Source organism: Amycolatopsis sp. YIM 10 (genome assembly GCF_009429145.1).
Lineage (GTDB): Bacteria > Actinomycetota > Actinomycetes > Mycobacteriales > Pseudonocardiaceae > Amycolatopsis.
Map to the genome: position 1 here is coordinate 4278343 of NZ_CP045480.1, position 18875 is coordinate 4297217.

Genomic DNA, 18875 nt, shown 5'->3' on the forward strand with positions numbered 1-18875 from the left:
AACGGATCGGGGTGTGCGGGACTGTCCCGGACACCGCTCAGCGGCCACCGCTGAGCGTCGCCAGCGTCTGCTTCCACCGCTGGACGACCACGGTGACGTCGGCGTCCGGGTCGACCACGCGGCTCATCGCGGTGCCGGTCAGCAGGTCGATGGTGAACTGGGCCAGCGTCGGCACACGCGGGTCGTCATCGCCCACGTGCGCGATGATCGCGTGCCGGGCGGCGGTGATCACCCGCTGCTGTACCGGGGCGAGCGCGGCACGCAGCTCGGGATCGGTGCGCGAGGCGACCCACAGTTCCAGCGCCGCGGCGAACGCCGGGCTCTGCAGGTCGCGCCAGACCAGGTCGACCACCCCGTCCCAGCCGCCATCGGCCGGCGGACCGGCGGTGCCGGAACTGAGGACCCGGACCCGGCGATCGGCGATGTCGTCGACCACCGCGGCCATCAGCGTCGCGCGCGTGGGGAAGTGGTGCAGCAGTGTGCCGCGCGCCACTCCGGCGCGCTGCTGCACCGCGCCGACCGTGGTGGCGGAATAGCCGCCTTCCAGCAAGCAGGCGTAGGCCGCGTCGATCAACCGCGCGCGCGTGGCCGCCGCGCGGTCCTGCCGGGGAGGGCGGAGTGTGGACACCGGGTCACTCTAATGGCACCATCGCAAAACAGTCTGATCGGACTGCTTTGTGGAAGGTGATCGATGAGCAGGTGGCGCACGGCCCGCACGGTCGCGACCGCACTGGTGCGCAACGCGTTCACGCGCTCGGGTGGCGCCACGAGAGCGGACCTGCCGGAGGTGCCCGCCCCGGCCGGGATCGACGGCTACGCCCGCCACGTCACCGCGAGTGGTGCGGTCGCGGCCGAGCCCGCCGCGGTGGTCGAACTCGCCCGCGACCTCGAACGCACCCACGAATGGCTCACGCTGCACGCGGCCTGGCGCGGCGAGCGGCCGGAGCGGATCGAACCGGGCGCGGAGTTCACCCAGCAGATCCGGCTGATGGACATCCCCGCCCAGGCGAGATGGGTGGTCGAGCAGGCGGACGAGCACGGGTTCGCCCTGCGCGGGACCGGGCCGATGGGCATCACGCTCGGCCTGTGGTGCACCGTGCGGCCGGCTCCGGGCGGCACGGTCCTCCGCCTGGACGGAGCGCTCGACGGGGCGCCGGTGCGCGGGCCGGTCGGTTCGACCGCCGTGCACAGCGTCGAACGGGCGCTCGCCGAGTCCGTTTCCGCGCTCGCCGAGCTGGTCCATGGCACGAAGGGGCGGCGGCTTTCCGTGTCGTCCGAACCGATCCGCCATGAGCGGACCGGCACGCTGATCGACCCGCGCGCCCCGGTCGTGGTGGGAGTCGGGCAGGTGGTGAACCGGAAGCCGGACCTCGACGCGCCCCGTGAGCCGGTCGATCTCGCCGCCGAGGCGTTGCGCGCGGCGGCCGCCGACGCGGGCGCTGATCTGCTGGCGCAGGCCGATCTGGTCTACGCGGTGCCGAGCGCGTCCTGGAGCTACCCCGACCAGGCGGGTGCGGTCGCCGAGCGCGTCGGCGCTACCCGGGCGACCACCGTGCAGACCAGCGCCCAGGGCGGCGACGGCGGCCAGCTCGCGATCAACGACGCCGCACAGGAAATCGTCGACGGCCACGCGGAGATCGCCCTGATCTCGGGAGCGGAAGCCGGGGCCACGATGGCCGCGCTCACGCGGGATCCCGGCTGGACCCGGCAACCGGAGAAAGCCGCTCCCGACCGGAAGATCGGGCAGGACCGGCCCGCCAACAACGAGGCCGAGACGGCGGTTGGCCTCGGTGCGCCGATCTTCGTCTACCCGCTGCTGGAGTCGGCCCTGCGCGGCCGGGCCGGAACCGCGCCCGACGAGCACCGCGCCCGCATCGCCGGACTCTGGTCGCGGTTGTCGCAGGTGGCCGCCTCGAACCCGTACGCGTGGGACCCGACCGCGCGCACGCCGGAGGAGATCGCCACCCCGACCGGGCGCAACCGCCGGGTCAGCGACCCGTACACCAAGCTCATGTGCGCCAACCTCCAGGTCGATCTCGCCGCGGCGGTGATCGTGACCAGCGCGGGGGCGGCGCACGCGGCGGGCATTCCGCAGGAGCGCTGGGTTTTTGTGCACGCCGGCGCGTCGGCCACCGAGGAGTGGTTCGTCTCCGAACGGGCCGAGCTGGCCGAATCCCCGGCCATCGCGGCGGCCGGGGCCGCCGCGCTCGGGCACGCCGGGATCACCGCGGCCGACCTCGGCCCGGTCGACCTCTACTCGTGCTTCCCGGCCGCGGTCCAGCTGGCGGCGAACGCGCTCGGCCTGCCGTGGGACGACCCGGACCGGCCGCTGAGCGTCACCGGCGGGCTCACCTCGGCGGGCGGCCCCGGCAACAACTACGGGACGCACGCGGTGGCGTCGATCGTGCCGCTGCTCCGGGACGCGCCGGCCGAGGTCGGCCTCACCACCTCGCTCGGCTGGTACGCGACGAAGCATTCCGTGGGCGTCTATTCCGCGACCCCGCCGGAGAAGGCGTTCGCGCACCTGCGCCCGGCGTTCCCGCGCCCGGCCACGCGGCCCGTGCGGACCGAACTGGACGGTAGTGGGGTGGTGGAAGCGGCCACCCAGGTCTGCCGTCCCGACGGCGAGCCGGAAGCGGTGCTGCTGAGCGTGCTCACCGACGACGGCGCCCGGGTGCTGCTGCGGCAGGAAGGGGCGCAGGAGGCCGATCTCCTTCGCTGCCGTGTCCGCCTCGTCGACGGGCGGATCGAGGTCGTCGACGACAACCGTCAGGAGTTGCCCCCGCCTCCGGCCGCGCCCGTGCGCACCGAGCGCCGGGGACCGGACGGCGAGATTTCGGTCATCACGCTCGACCGCCCGCCGGTGCGCAACGCGGTGAACCGGCGCATGGCGCTGGCGCTGGAGCAGGCGGTGGACGACGCCGAAGCCGATCCGTCCGTGCGCGTGCTGGTCCTGACCGGCGCCGGGGGCACTTTCTGCGCGGGCATGGACCTGGCCGAGGCGAACCGGGGCGCGGTCCCGGTCACCGATCGCCGCGGCCCGCTGGGCCTGACCGCCGAGCCGCCGGTCAAGCCGACGATCGCCGCGGTCGAGGGCGCCGCGCTCGCCGGTGGCTTCGAACTGGCGCTCTGCGCCGACTTCATCGTGGCCGCCGAGGACGCGGTTTTCGGCCTGCCGGAAGCAAAACGTGGCCTGCTGGCGGCCGCGGGCGGACTCTGGCGCACGGCGACGAGACTGCCCCGCGCCGTCGCGCTCGAACTCGCGCTGGTCGCCGAGCCGCTGCCCGCCGGGCGCCTCGCCGGGCTCGGCTTGGTCAACCGGGTGGTGCCGACGGGCACCGCGCTCGAAGCGGCACTGGAGCTGGCGGGCACGATCGCCGCCAACGCGCCATTGTCGGTTCGCGCCGGCAAGGAGATGATCGACGCCGCGCCCCGCTGGGCCCCCGAGGAAGGTTTCGCCCGGCAGAGCGAGCTGGCCGGTCCGGTGCTTTTGTCCGATGATGCACGCGAAGGCGTAGCGGCGTTCGCCGAACGCCGGGCCCCGGTCTGGTCCGGCCGCTGACCCACCCGTTCCGCCGCACCCCGTTCCGCCGCCACGAAGGAGCCAGCCCCATGAGCGCCGAGTTCGTCGACCACCTCGATCCCAACGTGGCCGTCCAGTTCCACAACCGGGTCGCCGAGACACCGGACCTGGAGGCGTTCCGCTACCCGGCCGGCGAGAGCTGGAAGTCGGTGACCTGGAAGCAGGCCAGCGACGAGGTCGGCAGGCTGGCCGCCGGGCTGCTCTCCCTCGGCCTCGAACCCGAGCAGCGCGTCGGCATCGCCTCGGGCACCCGCTACGAGTGGATCCTCGCCGACCTCGCGGTGATGTGCGCCGGTGGTGCGACCACCACCGTCTACCAGACCACGAACGCCGAGGACACCGCCTACATCCTCGGCGACGCCGAATGCCGCGTGCTCTTCGCCGAGGACGACGACCAGATCGCCAAGGTGACCGGAAACCGCGGGAAACTGCCGAAGCTGGAGAAGGTGATCACCTTCGACGGCCGGGCCGACGGCGAGTTCGTGCTCGGCCTGGACGCGCTGGCCGAACTCGGGGACGCCTATCTCGCCGAGCACCCGAGCGCCATCGAGGACACCGCCGCCGCGATCAAGCCGGACCAGCTGGCCACCCTGATCTACACCTCCGGCACCACCGGCAAGCCGAAGGGCGTCCGGCTCAGGCACCGCGGCTGGGTCTACGAGGGCGCGGCGATCAAGGTGCAGGAGATCCTCGACGAGACCGACCTGCAGCTGCTGTGGCTGCCGATGGCGCACGCCTTCGGCAAGGTGCTGCTCTCCGCGCAGCTCGCCTGCGGTTTCGCCACCGCCATCGACGGCCGCGTGGACAAGATCGTGGACAACTGCGCCGCGGTGAAGCCGACCTTCATGGGCGCGGCCCCGCGCATCTTCGAGAAGGCCTACGGGCGCATCCAGACCATGCAGGCCGCCGAGGGCGGGCTGAAGGAGAAGCTGTTCCACAAGGCGTTCGAGGACGGGCTGCGGTTCGACGAACTCCAGCGGCGGGGCAAGCCGGTGCCGCCGCTGCTGAAGATGCGGCACGCGTTGTTCGACAAGCTCGTGTTCGGCAAGGTGCGCGAGCGCTTCGGCGGCCGGGTGCGGTTCTTCATCTCGGGCTCGGCCGCGCTCAACCGTGACATCGCGCAGTGGTTCCACGCCGCGGGCATCCTCATTCTCGAGGGCTACGGCATGACCGAGAACACCGCCGGGGCGGCGGTGAACCATCCGGACACCAACAGGTTCGGCACGGTCGGGCGCGCGCTGCCCGGCGCGGAGGTCAAGATCGGCGAGAACGACGAGGTGCTGCTGCGCGGCCCGCACATCATGGCGGGTTACCACAACCTCCCCGAGGAGACCGCGAACTCGTTCACCGAGGACGGCTGGCTGCGCACCGGCGACAAGGGCAGCCTCGACGAGGACGGTTACCTCACCATCACCGGCAGGCTCAAGGACCTGTTCAAGACCTCCGGCGGCAAGTACGTGGCGCCCACCGCGATCGAGTCGAAGTTCGCCGCGATCTGCCCGTACGCCAGCCAGTTCCTGGTCTTCGGCGACCAGCGCAATTTCGTCGTCGCGCTGATCACGCTCGACCCGGACGCGATCGCCTCGTGGGCGGCCGAGCACGGCATGGCGGGCAAGAGCTATCGCGAGATCGTGCGCTCCGACGAGGTCCACGAGCTGGTGGCCGGTTACGTCGAGCAGCTCAACGCGGGGCTCAACCGCTGGGAGACGGTCAAGAAGTGGGAGATCCTCGACAACGACCTCAGCATCGAATCCGGCGAGCTGACCCCGTCGATGAAGGTCAAGCGGAACGTGGTCGCCACCAACAACGCGAAGCTGCTCGCGGCCTTCTACGAGTGAGCCGGGCGTAGACCCGAGATCAGCACCGACACCAGCTTGCGGGCGTCGTAGCCGGGACCCGCGCCGGCGCAGAGGTTCCCCACGCCGCGCATGAGTTCGAGCGCGTCCAGGTCGGTGCTGATCTCCCCGGCCTCGGCCGCCGCTTCGAGCAACCGGGCGCACACCGGCACGAGGCGGTCGAGGAAGTAGGCGTGCAGGGCTTCGAAACCGGCTTGGTCGGACTGCATCGCCGCGGCCAGCCCGTGCTTGGTGACCAGGAAGTCGACGAACCTGTCGATCCAGCGCGCCAGCGCGGCGTACGGCGTCGCGGTGGACTCCAGCAGCGCGGTCCCGGCCTCGGCGCAGGCTTCGACCTGGTGCCGGTAGACCGCGATGACCAGATCCGCCCTGGTCGGGAAGTGGCGGTAGATCGTGCCCATGCCGACGCCCGCCTTCGCCGCGATCTGCCGCACCGGAGCGTCCACACCGGACTCGACAAAAACCGCGGCCGCGGCGTCGAGCAGGGTCTTCTCGTTGCGCCGCGCGTCCGCCCGTTTGGACCGGGGTCCGTCGTCCACCGTGCCTCCACCAAACCCAGGGTTGCAAAGCGGAACAGTGCTCCGTATGGTTAGTGGAGCAACGTTCCGCTTGCTCATGATGCCATGGAGGCCATCCTCATGCAGTACCGCACCTTGGGGCGCACCGGTGTGCAGGTCAGCACCCTCGCGCTCGGCGCGATGAACTTCGGTGCCATCGGCCGCACCGGCCAGGACGAAGCCACCGCCATCGTGGACGCCGCGCTGGAAGCCGGGATCAACTTCGTCGACACCGCCGACATGTACGGCCAGGGCGAGTCGGAGGAGATCCTCGGCCGCGCCATCGCGGGCCGCCGCGACGACCTCGTGCTGGCCACGAAGGCGCACATGCCGATGGGCGAGGAGCGCAACCACCGCGGCAGCTCGCGCCGCTGGCTGGTCACCGCGCTGGAGAACAGCCTGCGCCGCCTCGGCGTCGACCACGTCGACCTCTACCAGATCCACCGCTGGGACCCGGCCACCAGCGACGAGGAAACCCTGTCGGCGCTGACCGGCCTGCGCAGCGCGGGCAAGATCCGCTACTTCGGTTCCTCGACCTTTCCCGCGTACCGGATCGTGCAGGCGCAGTGGACCGCGCGGGAGCGGAACCTCGGCCGGTACGTCACCGAGCAGCCGCCCTACTCGATCCTGCAGCGCGGGGTGGAAAGCCACGTGCTGCCGGTGACCGAGGAGTACGGCATGGGCGTGCTGGTGTGGAGCCCGCTGGCGTCGGGCTGGCTCTCGGGCGCGATCCGCGAAGGCCGGGAGATCACCACCAACCGGTCGGCGGTGCTGCCGGAGCGCTTCGACACCGAGCGGCCGGTGAACCGGGCCAAGCTCGACGCCGTGGAGCGGCTGGCCAAGGTCGCCGAGCAGGCCGATCTGACAATGATCCAGCTGGCGCTCGGCTTCACCACCGCGCATCCGGCGGTGACGAGTGCGATCATCGGCCCGCGCACGCCGGCACACCTGCACTCGCAGCTCGCCGCCGCGGACACCGTGCTTTCCGCCGACGTGCTGGACGCCATCGACGAGATCGTCGCGCCCGGCGTCGACCTCGCCCCGGAAGAGAAGTACGACACCCCGCCCGCGCTGCTCGACCCGTCCCTCCGGCGGCGCCGATGACCGTCCACTTCGGAATCATGACGGCCCAGCAGCAGGTGGCCTATCCGGACATCCTGCGGGTGTGGGCCGAGGCCGACACGATCCCGGAGATCCGGCACGCCTGGGTCTTCGACCACCTGATGCCGATCGGCGGTGATCCGGCCGGGCCGGTGCTGGAGGGCTGGACCCTGCTCTCGGCGCTGGCCGCGAGCACGCGGCGGCTGCGGCTGGGCGTGCTGGTCACCAGCAACCGGTTCCGGCCGCCCGCGATGCTGGCGAAGCTGGCCACCACGGTCGACCACGTCTCCGGCGGGCGGCTCGACTTCGGTATCGGCGCCGGTTCCCGCCCCGGTCACCCACTGGCCCGGCGCGAGTACGACGGGTACGGCCTGCCGTACCACGACGCGGCGCACGCGGTGGCGGGCCTGGCCGAGGCGTGCGCGGTGATCCGTCGCTTGTGGACGGAGGACGAGCCGTTCGACTTCGACGGTGAGCAGGTCAAGCTGACCGGGGCGGTCGGGAACCCGAAACCGGTGCAGCGCCCGCATCCGCCCATCATGATCGGCGGCCGGGCCGCCTCGACGCTGCGCGTGGTCGCCGAGCACGCCGATCTGTGGAACATCCCCGGTGGTGACCTCGAGGACGCGACCGAGCGCAGCGCGCTGCTGGACCGCTACTGCGCCGAGATCGGCCGCGACCCGGCCGAGATCACCCGGTCGATCTACCTGCCGGTCTCCTACGAACGGCCCGGCGAGACGCGGGCCGCGATCGCCGAGGCGGCCGGCGCCGGTTTCGGGCACATCGTGCTGGGGCTGGCGGATCCGTATCCCGTCGGCGTGGCGCGCTGGGTCGCCGACGAGCTGATCACGACCGCTTAGCCCGCGGTGCGGCCGCCTGCTCGTGGCCGCCAGCCTCGATGCGGTAGCCGACGCCGGGGACCGTGGCGATCAGCCAGGGTTCGCCGAGTCGCTTGCGCAGCGCGGAAACCGTGATGCGGACGGCGTTGGTGAAGGGGTCGGCGTTCTCGTCCCACGCGCGCTCCAGCAGTTCCTCGGCGCTGACGACACCACCTTCGGCGGAGACGAGGACTTCGAGCACGGCGAACTGCTTCCGGGTGAGCGCGACGTGGCGCCCGTCGCGGAAGACCTCGCGGCGGAAGGGGTCCAACCGCAATCCCGCGATCTCGCGGACCGGCGGCCGGCCGTGCGCGCGCCTGCGGTCGAGCGCGCGCAACCGCAGGACGAGTTCGCGGAGTTCGAACGGTTTGGTGAGGTAGTCGTCGGCGCCGAGCCCGAACCCGGACGCCTTGTCGTCGATCCGGTCGGCGGCGGTGAGCATCAGGATCGGGATGCCGCTGCCGGAGGCGACGATGTGCCGGGCGACTTCGTCACCGGAGGGGCCGGGGATGTCGCGATCGAGGACCGCGAGGTCGTAGGAGTTCACGCTGAGCAGTTCCAGCGCGGTGTCCCCGTCCCCGGCGATGTCGGCGGCGATCGCCTCCAGCCGGAGCCCGTCACGGACGGCTTCGGCCAGGTAGGGCTCGTCCTCCACGATCAACACCCGCATGATCGCAGTTTAGGTGGCGGGCTACTGCTCCGGGCTGAGCGTGCCGGTCACCGGTTCGGGTGTGTGGATGTAGCAAACGCCGGTGGTGGCACCGGAAGCCCAGTACTCGGTGGCGGGCAGGATGACGCCCGGTGTGGCATCGGGCCGTTTCCCGTCCAGGAAGGTCGCGACCGCGGTCTCGCACCGGGGCATGACCTTCTTCATCGACTCCTCGTAGGCGGGCGCCGGATCGGTGTGGGAACCGAGCGGGATCACCCTGGGCGTGGCTTCGCTGCGGTGGGGCTGGTCGCAGCCGACGACACGCGTGCCCTCGGCGAGCGGGTCCTCGGTGTAGCACTTGCGCAGCGATCCCAGCCCGGCCGACAGCGCACCGGCGAGCGAGCCGGTGCGCTTGGCCGCCTTGTTCTCCGGATCGCGTTCCATGATCGCGCAGGCGAACCACCGGGCACCGGAGGTCCACTCCTCGGCGGTGGGCCAGAGCACCCGGTGCTCCAGGCGCGTCGCGGGCACGTCCTGGCTGCCGAGGTAGCGGGCCATCTCGGCCCGGCAGGTCGGCGCCACCGGCGTGGTGGACGGCGGGTAGTCGGCCGCGAAGCCGGGCGGCAGGTGGTCGGACATGATCACCTCGGCCTGGTGCTCCGCCTCGCAGCCGATCTTCCGGAACGCGTTGTCCACGATGGCCAGGCAGTCGCCCGCCCGGTGGGTCCCGGCCTGCTTGGGCGGCGGCTCGCTGGACTGTGTCACCGGCGCCGGAGCCGGTGGTACCGCTGGTGGCGGCGTTTCCTGGGGCGCGGTCGTGCACCCGCCCGCGAAGGCGAGCACCACCGCGGCCGTACCGAACCACCGTGTGCCGGAAGACATGGCGGAACCGTACGGAATCCGCCGCGCCGGACCGGCCAGGTGGCAGCTAGCGGTCACGCGGTGGAGACGGCTCAGCCGATCGGTGGAGCCGGATTTCAGCCGCCCCTTCCCGGAGATCGGCCGATGCGCGCCCCGGCCCGCCGCTGGAACGGTGGGTGTCCACGGCGGAAGGGGAGCGGGATGAGCCAATCGGAACGGCACGGGGTGAGCAGGCGGGTGCTGTTCGCCGGAGCGGGGGCGGTGGCCGGAGCGGGCCTGGTCGGCCGGGCGGCCGCCGACCCGGCCCCGGAACCGGCGGGATTCGGGGCGGTGCGGATCCGGCCCGGTGATCCGCGGTACGAAAGCCTGTTGCGGGGCAACAACTTCCGCTTCGCCGGTCGCCCGGACGAGATCCGCGTGGCCGGTTCGGCCGAGCAGGTGGCGCGTGCGGTGAGCGACGCCGTGCGGACCGGGCGGCGGGTCGCGCCACGCAGCGGTGGCCACTGCTTCGAGAACTTCACCGCCGACCCGGCGGTGAAACTGCTGCTCGACCTCTCACCGATGGACGAGGTCGCCTACGACCCGGCCATGCGCGCGTTCTCCGTGCAGCCGGGCGCCACCCTCGGCCAGGTGTACCGGACCCTGTTCAAGGGCTGGGGCGTGACGGTCCCCGGCGGCAGCTGTCCCGCGGTGGGCGCCGGCGGGCACTTCGCCGGCGGCGGGTACGGGGCCCTGTCGCGCCGCTACGGCTCGGTGGTCGACCACCTGCACGCCGTGGAGGTGGTGGTGGCCGAGCCCGACGGTGCCCGCGTGGTGGTGGCCACCCGTGAACCGGACGATCCGAACCACGACCTGTGGTGGGCGCACACCGGGGGCGGTGGCGGCAACTTCGGCGTGGTCACCCGGTACTGGCTGCGCACGCCCGGCGCCACCGGTGACCCGTCCCGCCTCCTGCCCGCGTCGCCGGGCGAGATGCTCGAATGCGTGCTCGCCTGGTCGTGGGCCGATATGACCGAGCAGGCGTTCACCACGCTGCTGCGCAACTTCGGCACCTGGCACGAGCACAACAGCGAACCGGGCGCGCGGGCCAACGGCATCTACGCGATCCTGCTGCTGACGCACCGCAGCAGCGGGTACTTCTCGCTGGCCGTGCAGATCGACGCCGGTCTTCCCGGCGCGGACGTGCTGGTGACCGAGTTCGTGGCCGCGCTGACCGCGGGCACCGGTGTCACCCCGGTCGCCGACCTCCGCCGCCGGTTCTCCTGGCTGCACAAGCTGACCTGGCCGGGCACCGGGGAATCCGGGGACGCGGAAACGCGGCGGTACAAGAACAAGGCCGCCTACCTGCGCCGGACGCCGACCGACCGGCAACTCGCCGCCATCCACCGCCACCTGACCGATCCGGCCGGCCGGCCGGAATCCGGCATGCTGCTGATCGGCTACGGCGGTCAGGTCCGCGCGGTGGCTCCGGGGGACACCGCGATCGCGCAGCGGGACGTGGTGATGAAGGCGGTCTACTTCACCGCCTGGGCCGACGAGGCGGACGACGCGGCCAACCTCACCTGGGTGCGTGAGTTCTACCGGGACGTGTACGCCGACACCGGCGGGGTGCCGGTGCCCGGCGAGGTCGATGACGGCTCCTACATCAACTATCCCGACGTCGATCTGGTCGATCCGGCGTGGAACACCTCCGGCGTGCCCGGGCGCACGCTGTACTACAAGGACAACTACCCGCGGCTGCGGCGGATCAAGGCACGCTGGGACCCGCGCGGGGTGTTCGGGCACGCTCTTGGCGTCGAACCGCCGGGGTGATCGTGGGGAGGAGCGCGATGGACTGGGTGACCGGGGTCGTGCCGTACAGCCTGCTGGCGGCGCTGGCCGGGATGACGGTGGCCTTCCGCGTCCCGGACGGCGAGCCCGTGGCGGTGGACCTGGTGCTGTGCGCGCTGGCGGCGGGGTGGATCCTGTGCCTGTACACGCTGCGCCCCGGCCGGCGGGAGCGGCCACGGGTGATGGCGGTGTTCTTCACCGGGCTGGTCGTGATCATGGCCGTGCTGGTGTTCCGGGCGCCGTGGTTCGGGTTCTTCACCCCGGCCGGGTACCTCTTCGCGTTCCGGGTGCTGCGGTGGCCGTGGCGGCAGGCGGGGGTCGCCGCGGTGTCGGTGCTCGCGGGCACGGCGCAGGCGTACGGCGTGGACAAGAGCACCGCGGCCGGGTGGTTCGTCTACGCCGCCGTGGTGGCCGCGAACGTGGTACCGCTGTGCCTGTTCGCGTGGTACGCCTGGCGCGACGACGAGCGCAGCGCCGAGCGGCTGCGGATGCTGGCGGAGAACGCGGCCCTGCACGAGCGGCTCGTGGCGCGGGCGAAGGAGGCGGGCGTGCACGAGGAGCGGGAGCGGATGGCACGCGAGATCCACGACACCCTGGCGCAGGGGCTGACCGGCATCGTCAGTCAGCTCCGTGCCGCCGAGCAGGCCGTCGAGCAGGCCGCCGAGCCGGCGGTCCTGCGGCGGCACCTGGCCACCGCGACCGGGCTGGCCAGGGAAAGCCTGACCGAGGCACGCCGTTCGGTTGACGCGCTGCGGCCGGCGCCGCTGCAGGCGGCCCGGCTGGGCGATGCGCTGGCGAGCGTGGCCGAGCAGTGGTCGGCGCGGCACGGGGTGCCGGTCCAGGTCACCACCACCGGCACCGTGCGGCCGGTGAGCCAGGAGGCGGAGGTCGCGCTGCTGCGTGCCGCGCAGGAGGCGCTGGCCAACGTGGCCAGGCACGCGCGGGCGGGCCGGGTCGGCGTCACGTTGTCCTATTTGGACACCGAGGTGGCACTGGACGTGCGCGACGACGGCGGCGGTTTCGACCCGGCCCGGCGAGGGAGTGGGTTCGGGCTGGTCGCCATGCGGCAGCGGATCGAGGGCCTGTCCGGCACGCTGCAGATCGAGTCGGAACCCGGGGCGGGCGCCGGGATCTCGGCCAGGGTGCCGGTCGCGTGATCCGGCTGCTGATCGTGGACGACCACCCGGTGGTGCGGGACGGGCTGAGCAGCCTGTTCGGGCGGGACCCGGAGTTCGAGGTGGTCGGGGAGGCCGCCGACGGTGCCGAGGCGATCCGGCTGGCCGGGGCGCTGCGGCCCGACGTGATCCTGATGGACCTGCGCATGCCCGGCGTGGACGGGGTGAGCGCGACCGGGGAACTGGCCGCCGGCGGCGCGCGCGTGCTGGTGCTGACCACCTATGACAGCGACAGCCACGTGCTGCCCGCGATCGAGGCGGGCGCCACCGGTTACCTGCTCAAGGACGCGCCCCGCGACGAGCTGCTGCGCGCGGTCCGGGCGACCGCGCGGGGTGAGCCGGTGCTGGCGCCGTCGGCGGTGGCGCTGCTGATGAACAAGGTGCGCTCGGGTACCACCGGCCCGCTGTCCGGTCGCGAACTGGAAGTGCTTCAGCTGGTCGCGGGCGGCTCCACCAATCGTGAGGCCGCGGCGAAGCTGTTCATCACCGAGGCCACGGTCAAGTCCCACCTGCTCAACATCTACGGCAAGCTGGGCGTCAGCGACCGGGCGGCCGCGGTCACCGAGGCGTTCAACCGGGGCCTGCTGGTGCCGAGAACACCGGAGTAGCGGATCCCCCGGTAAGTCCTTAGTGGACTCCGGTGGTGTCGGCCAGCGCCTCGGCGAACGCGCGGATCGTGGCCGTGCCGCGGTCCCGGTGCCAGACCAGGCCGAGGCTCGAGTCGGGCAGGCCGGTGACCGGCAGGTAGGCCAGCGCGGCCCGGCGGTGGTGCTCGGCGGTGGGCTGGCACAGCAGCATGGCGCCCCGGCCCGCCGCGGCCAGCGTCAGCCCTTCCTGCAGCGTGCTCACCAGCGGACCGGGCGGCACGGGACGCCCGGCCGGGGTGCGCCCCGGCGCCTGGAACTCGCGCCAGTACGGCGGTGCCGGTTCCCTGATGCCGATCAAGGTGCAGTCCGCCAGTGCTTCGGCCGTCACCGACGGTTGCGCGGCGTAGGGATGGCGCACGGACACCGCGAGCGTCTGCCGCTGCCGGGAGAACACCGGCCCCAGCTCCAGTTCGGGTTCCTCCACCGGCAGCAGCACCACCGCGGCGTCCACCTCGTGCCGGTACAGCGGCCCGAACGGATCGGCCAGCGGCACTTCCACCACCTCGGTGGCGCAGCCGGGCCACCGGTCGCCGAACCGGCCGATCGCGGTCATCAGCTCGTCGTCGGCGCTGCCCTGGAAGCCAAGCCGCAGCACGCCCCGCACCCCTCTGGCCGCGGCGGTCGTGTCGGCCACGGCCGCGCTCAGCTCGTCGTAGGCGGGCCGCGCCCTGGCCAGGAACTGCTCGCCCAGCGGGGTCAGCCGCACCCGGCGGCTGGTGCGCTCGACCAGGCGGGCGCCGATCCGGCTCTCCAGCGCGCGCAGCAGCTGGCTCACCCGGCTCTGCGAGAGGAACAGGCGGCCCCCGGTGCGGCCGAAGTGCAGTTCCTCGGCCAGCACGAGGAAGCATTCCAGTTCCCTGGCCTCCAGACCGCTCACGGTCACCTCCCTGATCCATGAGCCAGCCTAATCGTTCGATGAAGGTTCGGTCGTTGTTCGGGTCGGGCGCGGGGGATTGGCTGGGCGCATGGCACAACTGATGAGCCCGCACCGCGCGCCGACCGGTTGGTTCGGCGTCGCGGCCACGGCCGCCGCGACGTTCACCGTGGTCACCTCCGAAATGCTGCCGGTCGGGCTGCTCACCCCGATCGGCACGGCACTCGCGGTGAGCGAGGGCGTCGCCGGGCTGACCCTGACCATCACCGGACTGGTCGCGGCGGTGTCGGCGCCGCTGCTCACCCCGGTGCTCGGCCGGCTGGACCGGCGGACCGCCCTGGTCGCGCTGGTGCTGGTGCTGGCGGTGGGCAACCTGCTCTCGGCGTGGTCGCCTGGATTCGGGGTGATGGTGGTGGCGCGGGCGCTGGTCGGCGCCGGCATGGGCGGGGTGTGGGCGATCGCCGCCGGACTGGGCGCGCGGCTGGTGCCCGGCCGCCCGGCGGCGACCGCGCTGATCTTCAGCGGGATCGCGGTGGCCTCGGTGCTGGGCGTGCCGCTGGGTACCCACCTGGGCGAGCTGGCCGGGTGGCGGTCCGCGTTCGCCGTGGCGGGCGGGCTGGCCGTGGTGGTGGCGATCGCACTGGCGGTGCTGTTGCCGCGCTTGCCCGCCGAACCGGGCCTGCGGCTGGGCGGGGTCCTGCGGCTGGCGGCCGATCGCCGCGTCGCCACCGGACTGGCGGTGGTCGCGCTGCTGGTCACCGGGCACTTCGCCGCGTACACCTACGTGCGCCCGGTGCTGGAGCAGATCTCCGGGGTGAGCCCGGCGCTGCTGGGCACGCTGCTGCTGGGGTACGGGCTCGCCGGGGTGGTGGGCAATTTTGTGGCCGGATGGGCGGTGGCCCGGTCACCGCGCTGGACGCTGGTGGTGCTCGGCGGAGTGCTGGCGGGCACGGTGCTGCTGATTCCGCTGCTGGGCATCGGGGCCGTGGTGCTGCTGGTGGTGTGGGGCCTGGCTTACGGCGGGGTGTCGGTGAGCACCCAGACCTGGCTGCTGGCGTCGGTGCCGCGGGCCAGGGAGGCGGGCTCGGCGCTGTTCGTCGGCGTGTTCAACGCCGCCATCGCCGCCGGGGCGCTGGCGGGCGGCCGGATCGCCGACGGTTTCGGGGTGACCGCGGTGCTGTGGCTGGGCGGCGCGCTGGCGATCGCCGCGGCGGTGGTCGCCGGACTCGGCCGGGCGCCGGAGACGGGTGTGCTCACCTGAGGTGCGGCTCGATCTTGCATAGTGGGGGAGCAGCGGCCCCTGGGAACAAGGAGTGCGAGTGGCAGAGGTGAGTCCCGAAGTGCGGGCGCGGGTCCAGGCCAGTTTCGACCGCCAGGGGCTGATGGCCCATCTAGGCGCGCGCCTGTCCCGCATCGAGCCTGGCGTTGTGCACATCACGCTGCCCGCGCGCCCCGAGGTGACCCAGCAGCACGGCTACTTCCACGCCGGGGCCACCAGCGCCATCGCCGACACCGCGGGCGGGTTCGCCGGGTTCACCGTGTTCCCCGAGGACTCCACGGTGCTCACCGTCGAGTACAAGATGAACCTGCTGGCGCCGGCGATCGGCGACCATCTCGAGGCGGTGGGCACCGTGCTCAAGCCCGGCCGCACGCTGACGATCTGCCGCCTGGAGGTCTTCGCCGTGCGGGACGGTCAGTCGAAACTGGTGGCGGCGGGCCAGCAGACGCTGATCCGCGTGGACGCCCGCCCGGAGCCCCCGGCCGGGTGACTGCGCTGGCCGTGACCCCGGTGGCCGGAGAGCATCGCCGGGGGAGCCCGCCGCCAGGAAGGACACGAGCCGTGCCGCTGATCCACCCGCGTGACGAGGAAGGCACCGGCCGGGACGAGGTCTCGGTCAACCCGGTGTTCGCCCGCGAGCCGGTGCGCGTGCCGCGCGACCGGCTGCCGGACGGTGAACTCGACGCCGACGTGGCCTACCAGGTGGTGCACGACGAACTGATGCTCGACGGCAACGCCCGGCTCAACCTGGCCACCTTCGTCGGCACCTGGATGGACGACCGGGCCACCCGGCTGATGACCGAGTCGTTCAGCAAGAACATGATCGACAAGGACGAGTACCCGCGCACCGCCGAGCTGGAGCGGCGCTGCGTGCGCATGCTCGCCGACCTGTGGCGCGCCGAGAACGCCGCCGCCGCGCCCGGCTGCTCGACCACCGGCTCCAGCGAGGCGTGCATGCTCGCCGGTCTCGCGCTCAAACGCCGCTGGCGGCACCGGAATCCCGGCGGTGCGCGCCCGAACCTGGTGATGGGCGCGAACGTGCAGGTGTGCTGGCACAAGTTCGCGAACTACTGGGACGTCGAACCCCGCGTGGTGCCGATGTCCGGGGATCGTTTCCATCTCGACGCCGAGACCGCGGCCGCGCGGTGCGACGAGAACACCATCGGCGTGGTCGCCATCCTGGGGTCCACTTTCGACGGTAGTTACGAGCCGGTCGCCGAGATCTGCGCCGCGCTCGACCGGCTCCAGGAAGAACGCGGCTGGGATGTGCCGGTGCACGTCGACGGTGCCTCGGGAGCGATGGTCGCGCCCTTCTGCGACGAGGACCTGGTCTGGGACTTCCGGCTGCCGCGCGTCGCGTCGATCAACACCTCCGGTCACAAGTACGGCCTGGTGTACCCGGGGGTGGGCTGGGTCGTCTGGCGCGATGCCGCCGCGCTGCCCGACGACCTGGTGTTCAAGGTGAACTACCTCGGCGGCCGGATGCCGACGTTCGCGCTGAACTTCTCCCGGCCCGGTGCGCAGATCGTGGCGCAGTACTACAACTTCCTGCGTCTCGGCCGGTCCGGGTACGCGCGGGTGCAGGGCTACTGCCGGGAGGTCGCGACCGAACTCGCCGCACGCATCGGCGCGCTCGACCAGTACTCGCTGATCACCGACGGCAGCGAACTTCCCGTGTTCACCTTCACCGTTCGGGAGGGCGCCGGGTTCTCGGTGTTCGACCTGTCGGCGGCGTTGCGCGAGCAGGGCTGGCTGGTGCCCGCCTACACCTTCCCGCCGGACCGGGAGGATCTCGCGGTGCTGCGCGTGGTGGTCCGCAACGGTTTCAGCCACGACCTGGCCGACCTGTTCTTCGACTCGCTGCGTCAGGCCACGGACGACCTGACCCGCACGGGTGCCATCGGTGCTGCCAAACAAGCCTTCGCCCACGGCGCCGAGCAACCAGGCTGAGGAGGGCCCTGCTGTCGACGACCTGGGCTGCGACGCTTCCGCCGCGTCCGGGTGCTCGTGGAAGCCAGTCCCCACGACGACGTGTGGGGGATCGGCCTGGCGCACGACCACCCGGACGCGGCGGAACCCGGGTGCTGGCCGGGGTTGAACCTGCTCGGCTTCGCGCTGGGCGAGGTGCGGGCCCGGCTGCGGTGATCAGCCGCCGGTGATGCGGTAGGTCACCAGCGAACGGGCCGGGACGGTGGCGGTGAACTTCCCGCCACCGATGTGGATCGGGGGCTGCGCCGCGGTGTCGCTGGTGTTGCCGGTGACGTGCGGGACGGCGGTGCCGCTGACGATCCCGGTGTTCGGCAGGGCATAGGTCATCGTGGTGGGTGTGGTCGCCGAGTTCAGCGCGACCACCGCCAGCGAGCGGTCCGGGTTGCGGAACGCCGACAGGGCCAGGCCCTGATCACCCGTGGTGGCCCCGATCCGCGTGGCGCCCGGCCGGATGAAGCGGCTGTAGTTCGCCAGCGCCCACAACCGTTTGGACACCCGGTACCCGTCGCCGTTCATCTGGATCAGGCCCCGGGTGGTGCCCACGGACGCGCCGTACCAGTACACGTACCCGGCCGTGTTCCCGGTGGTGAGCGCGGTGTGCACGGCCTTGGCGATGGTGAAGCCGTCGTACCCGCTGCCGTCGTCCCAGTTCTCGTTCCAGGTGGTCCCGTTGGGCGACCACTCCGACATCCACGTCCGGCGCGAAGTCGGCAGCGGGCCGGTGACCTGGCTGGCGTAGGTGTGCCCGGTGTGCGTCGAAACCAGGCCGCGCGCCACCGGATCGGCTTCGATCGCGGCCGTGTAGTCGCGCTGGTGGGTCCAGCCGAACGAGTCGCAGCAGGCGAGCTTGAGCCCGGCCTTGGCCGCGATCGGCCCGGCGATCTTGGTGAACTCGGTGGCCTGCGCCGGGGTGAACCGCATGGAGGAGTACGTCGCGGTGTAGTCGGGTTCGTTGGTGAACCCGAGATCGGTGATCCGGATCCCTTCTCCCGCATAGAATTCCGCGTACTTGACCAGGTAGTTCGCGTACGCGGTGCGCCAGTCGCCGCTCGCGCAGGCGGTGCCGGACAGCCCGCACAGCGTGCCGCCGTTGGCCTCGTCGCCGTTGGTCTTCATGTAACCGGGCGCGCTCCAGGCGTTGGCGTAGAAGCGGTCCACGCCGTACGCCTTGGCCTCGCGCGCCAGCCACACCTGGCTTTCGTCGCTCCCGTCCCAGACGTACTTCGGTGGTGCGCCGGGCCCGCCGGGATCGACCGGCTGGATCGACCCGGCGGGCGTGGACACGATGTGCAGCCGCAGAATGGAAAGTGCCGCGCCGTTGCCCGAGAGCAGCAGGTCGAGGATTTCCCGCTGCCGCTGCTCGGACAACCCTTCGGACCCGCGCATGATCTCGGCCCGGCCGAACGCTTCGGAGAACCCGAACCCGTCGATCGGCTGGTGCAGCCGGGCGCCGTCGATGGTGGCCGCCGAAGCGGCCCGCGCATCGGCCGGGACCACCCCCACCGTGCTGAGAACGGTCAGTGCGACGAGCGCGAGCCGGAACATGGCGAGTCCTTTCCAGACGCTAGATCGTGCTTTGTCAGCGGCGGAGCCGCT

The 18875-nt window shown here is 72.2% G+C and carries 17 protein-coding genes; 11 read left to right on the plus strand and 6 right to left on the minus strand.

Annotated elements, in window-relative coordinates:
• Window positions 1–37 precede the first annotated feature (37 nt).
• Window positions 38–628: a TetR/AcrR family transcriptional regulator gene (locus tag YIM_RS20625; protein ID WP_153031909.1), complete on the minus strand. Its 591-nt coding sequence runs from the start codon at window positions 626–628 to the stop codon at window positions 38–40.
• 63 nt (window positions 629–691) lie between these two features.
• On the opposite strand from YIM_RS20625, the gene YIM_RS50045 reads away from it, so the two are divergent.
• Window positions 692–3562, plus strand: a complete 2871-nt coding sequence (locus YIM_RS50045; RefSeq protein WP_153031910.1) for a crotonase/enoyl-CoA hydratase family protein — start codon at window positions 692–694, stop codon at window positions 3560–3562.
• A 50-nt stretch (window positions 3563–3612) separates the two neighbouring features.
• Window positions 3613–5421 carry a long-chain fatty acid--CoA ligase gene (locus tag YIM_RS20635; RefSeq protein WP_153031911.1) on the plus strand — a complete coding sequence of 603 codons (1809 nt, stop codon included), beginning with the start codon at window positions 3613–3615 and terminating at the stop codon, window positions 5419–5421.
• On the opposite strand, the gene YIM_RS20640 is transcribed toward YIM_RS20635, so the two are convergent.
• Window positions 5412–5978 carry a TetR/AcrR family transcriptional regulator gene (locus YIM_RS20640; RefSeq protein ID WP_228004852.1) on the minus strand — a complete coding sequence of 189 codons (567 nt, stop codon included), beginning with the start codon at window positions 5976–5978 and terminating at the stop codon, window positions 5412–5414. The genes YIM_RS20635 and YIM_RS20640 overlap by 10 nt on opposite strands.
• Before the next feature lie 99 nt (window positions 5979–6077).
• Here YIM_RS20640 and YIM_RS20645 point away from each other — a divergent pair, with 99 nt between their 5' ends.
• Together YIM_RS20645 and YIM_RS20650 are read left to right on the plus strand one after the other, a co-directional pair.
• Window positions 6078–7100, plus strand: coding sequence for an aldo/keto reductase (locus YIM_RS20645; RefSeq protein ID WP_153037123.1), 1023 nt, complete (start codon window positions 6078–6080; stop codon window positions 7098–7100).
• The gene (locus YIM_RS20650) at window positions 7097–7957 is read left to right on the plus strand and encodes an LLM class flavin-dependent oxidoreductase (RefSeq protein ID WP_153031913.1); all 861 of its coding nucleotides are present in this window, start codon (window positions 7097–7099) and stop codon (window positions 7955–7957) included. Before YIM_RS20645 ends, YIM_RS20650 begins: the two co-directional genes overlap by 4 nt.
• On the opposite strand, the gene YIM_RS20655 is transcribed toward YIM_RS20650, so the two are convergent.
• Window positions 7944–8645, minus strand: coding sequence for a response regulator transcription factor (locus YIM_RS20655; protein ID WP_153031914.1), 702 nt, complete (start codon window positions 8643–8645; stop codon window positions 7944–7946). The genes YIM_RS20650 and YIM_RS20655 overlap by 14 nt on opposite strands.
• Before the next feature lie 21 nt (window positions 8646–8666).
• Window positions 8667–9506 carry a septum formation family protein gene (locus YIM_RS20660; RefSeq protein WP_153031915.1) on the minus strand — a complete coding sequence of 280 codons (840 nt, stop codon included), beginning with the start codon at window positions 9504–9506 and terminating at the stop codon, window positions 8667–8669.
• A 180-nt stretch (window positions 9507–9686) separates the two neighbouring features.
• Between YIM_RS20660 and YIM_RS20665 the strand changes: the two genes are divergently transcribed.
• The 3 genes from YIM_RS20665 to YIM_RS20675 are packed head-to-tail and all read left to right on the plus strand — an operon-like array spanning window position 9687 to window position 13098.
• Entirely contained in the window at window positions 9687–11297 is a 1611-nt protein-coding gene (locus tag YIM_RS20665; RefSeq protein ID WP_153031916.1) for an FAD-binding oxidoreductase, read from the plus strand.
• A 17-nt stretch (window positions 11298–11314) separates the two neighbouring features.
• On the plus strand, window positions 11315–12472 hold the full coding sequence (locus YIM_RS20670) for a sensor histidine kinase (protein WP_153031917.1): 1158 nt from the start codon (window positions 11315–11317) through the stop codon (window positions 12470–12472).
• Window positions 12469–13098 (plus strand): response regulator transcription factor, encoded by a 630-nt coding sequence (locus YIM_RS20675; RefSeq protein ID WP_153031918.1) that lies wholly within the window; start codon window positions 12469–12471, stop codon window positions 13096–13098. The genes YIM_RS20670 and YIM_RS20675 overlap by 4 nt, the downstream gene beginning before the upstream one ends.
• Before the next feature lie 19 nt (window positions 13099–13117).
• On the opposite strand, the gene YIM_RS20680 is transcribed toward YIM_RS20675, so the two are convergent.
• Window positions 13118–14014 (minus strand): LysR family transcriptional regulator, encoded by an 897-nt coding sequence (locus YIM_RS20680; RefSeq protein WP_153031919.1) that lies wholly within the window; start codon window positions 14012–14014, stop codon window positions 13118–13120.
• 88 nt (window positions 14015–14102) lie between these two features.
• Between YIM_RS20680 and YIM_RS20685 the strand changes: the two genes are divergently transcribed.
• The 4 genes from YIM_RS20685 to YIM_RS20700 all read left to right on the plus strand — a co-directional run bounded on the left by YIM_RS20685 (window position 14103) and on the right by YIM_RS20700 (window position 17435).
• A complete protein-coding gene (locus YIM_RS20685; RefSeq protein WP_153031920.1) occupies window positions 14103–15272 on the plus strand; it encodes an MFS transporter in 1170 nt (389 codons plus the stop codon).
• A 58-nt stretch (window positions 15273–15330) separates the two neighbouring features.
• On the plus strand, window positions 15331–15780 hold the full coding sequence (locus YIM_RS20690; protein ID WP_228004853.1) for a PaaI family thioesterase: 450 nt from the start codon (window positions 15331–15333) through the stop codon (window positions 15778–15780).
• 71 nt (window positions 15781–15851) lie between these two features.
• Window positions 15852–17240 carry a glutamate decarboxylase gene (locus YIM_RS20695; protein WP_153031921.1) on the plus strand — a complete coding sequence of 463 codons (1389 nt, stop codon included), beginning with the start codon at window positions 15852–15854 and terminating at the stop codon, window positions 17238–17240.
• A 57-nt stretch (window positions 17241–17297) separates the two neighbouring features.
• Entirely contained in the window at window positions 17298–17435 is a 138-nt protein-coding gene (locus YIM_RS20700; protein WP_370469003.1) for an NADAR domain-containing protein, read from the plus strand.
• Here YIM_RS20700 and YIM_RS20705 read toward each other — a convergent pair whose 3' ends face one another.
• Window positions 17436–18824, minus strand: a complete 1389-nt coding sequence (locus YIM_RS20705) for a glycoside hydrolase family 30 beta sandwich domain-containing protein (RefSeq protein WP_153031923.1) — start codon at window positions 18822–18824, stop codon at window positions 17436–17438.
• Window positions 18825–18875: the final 51 nt, after the last annotated feature.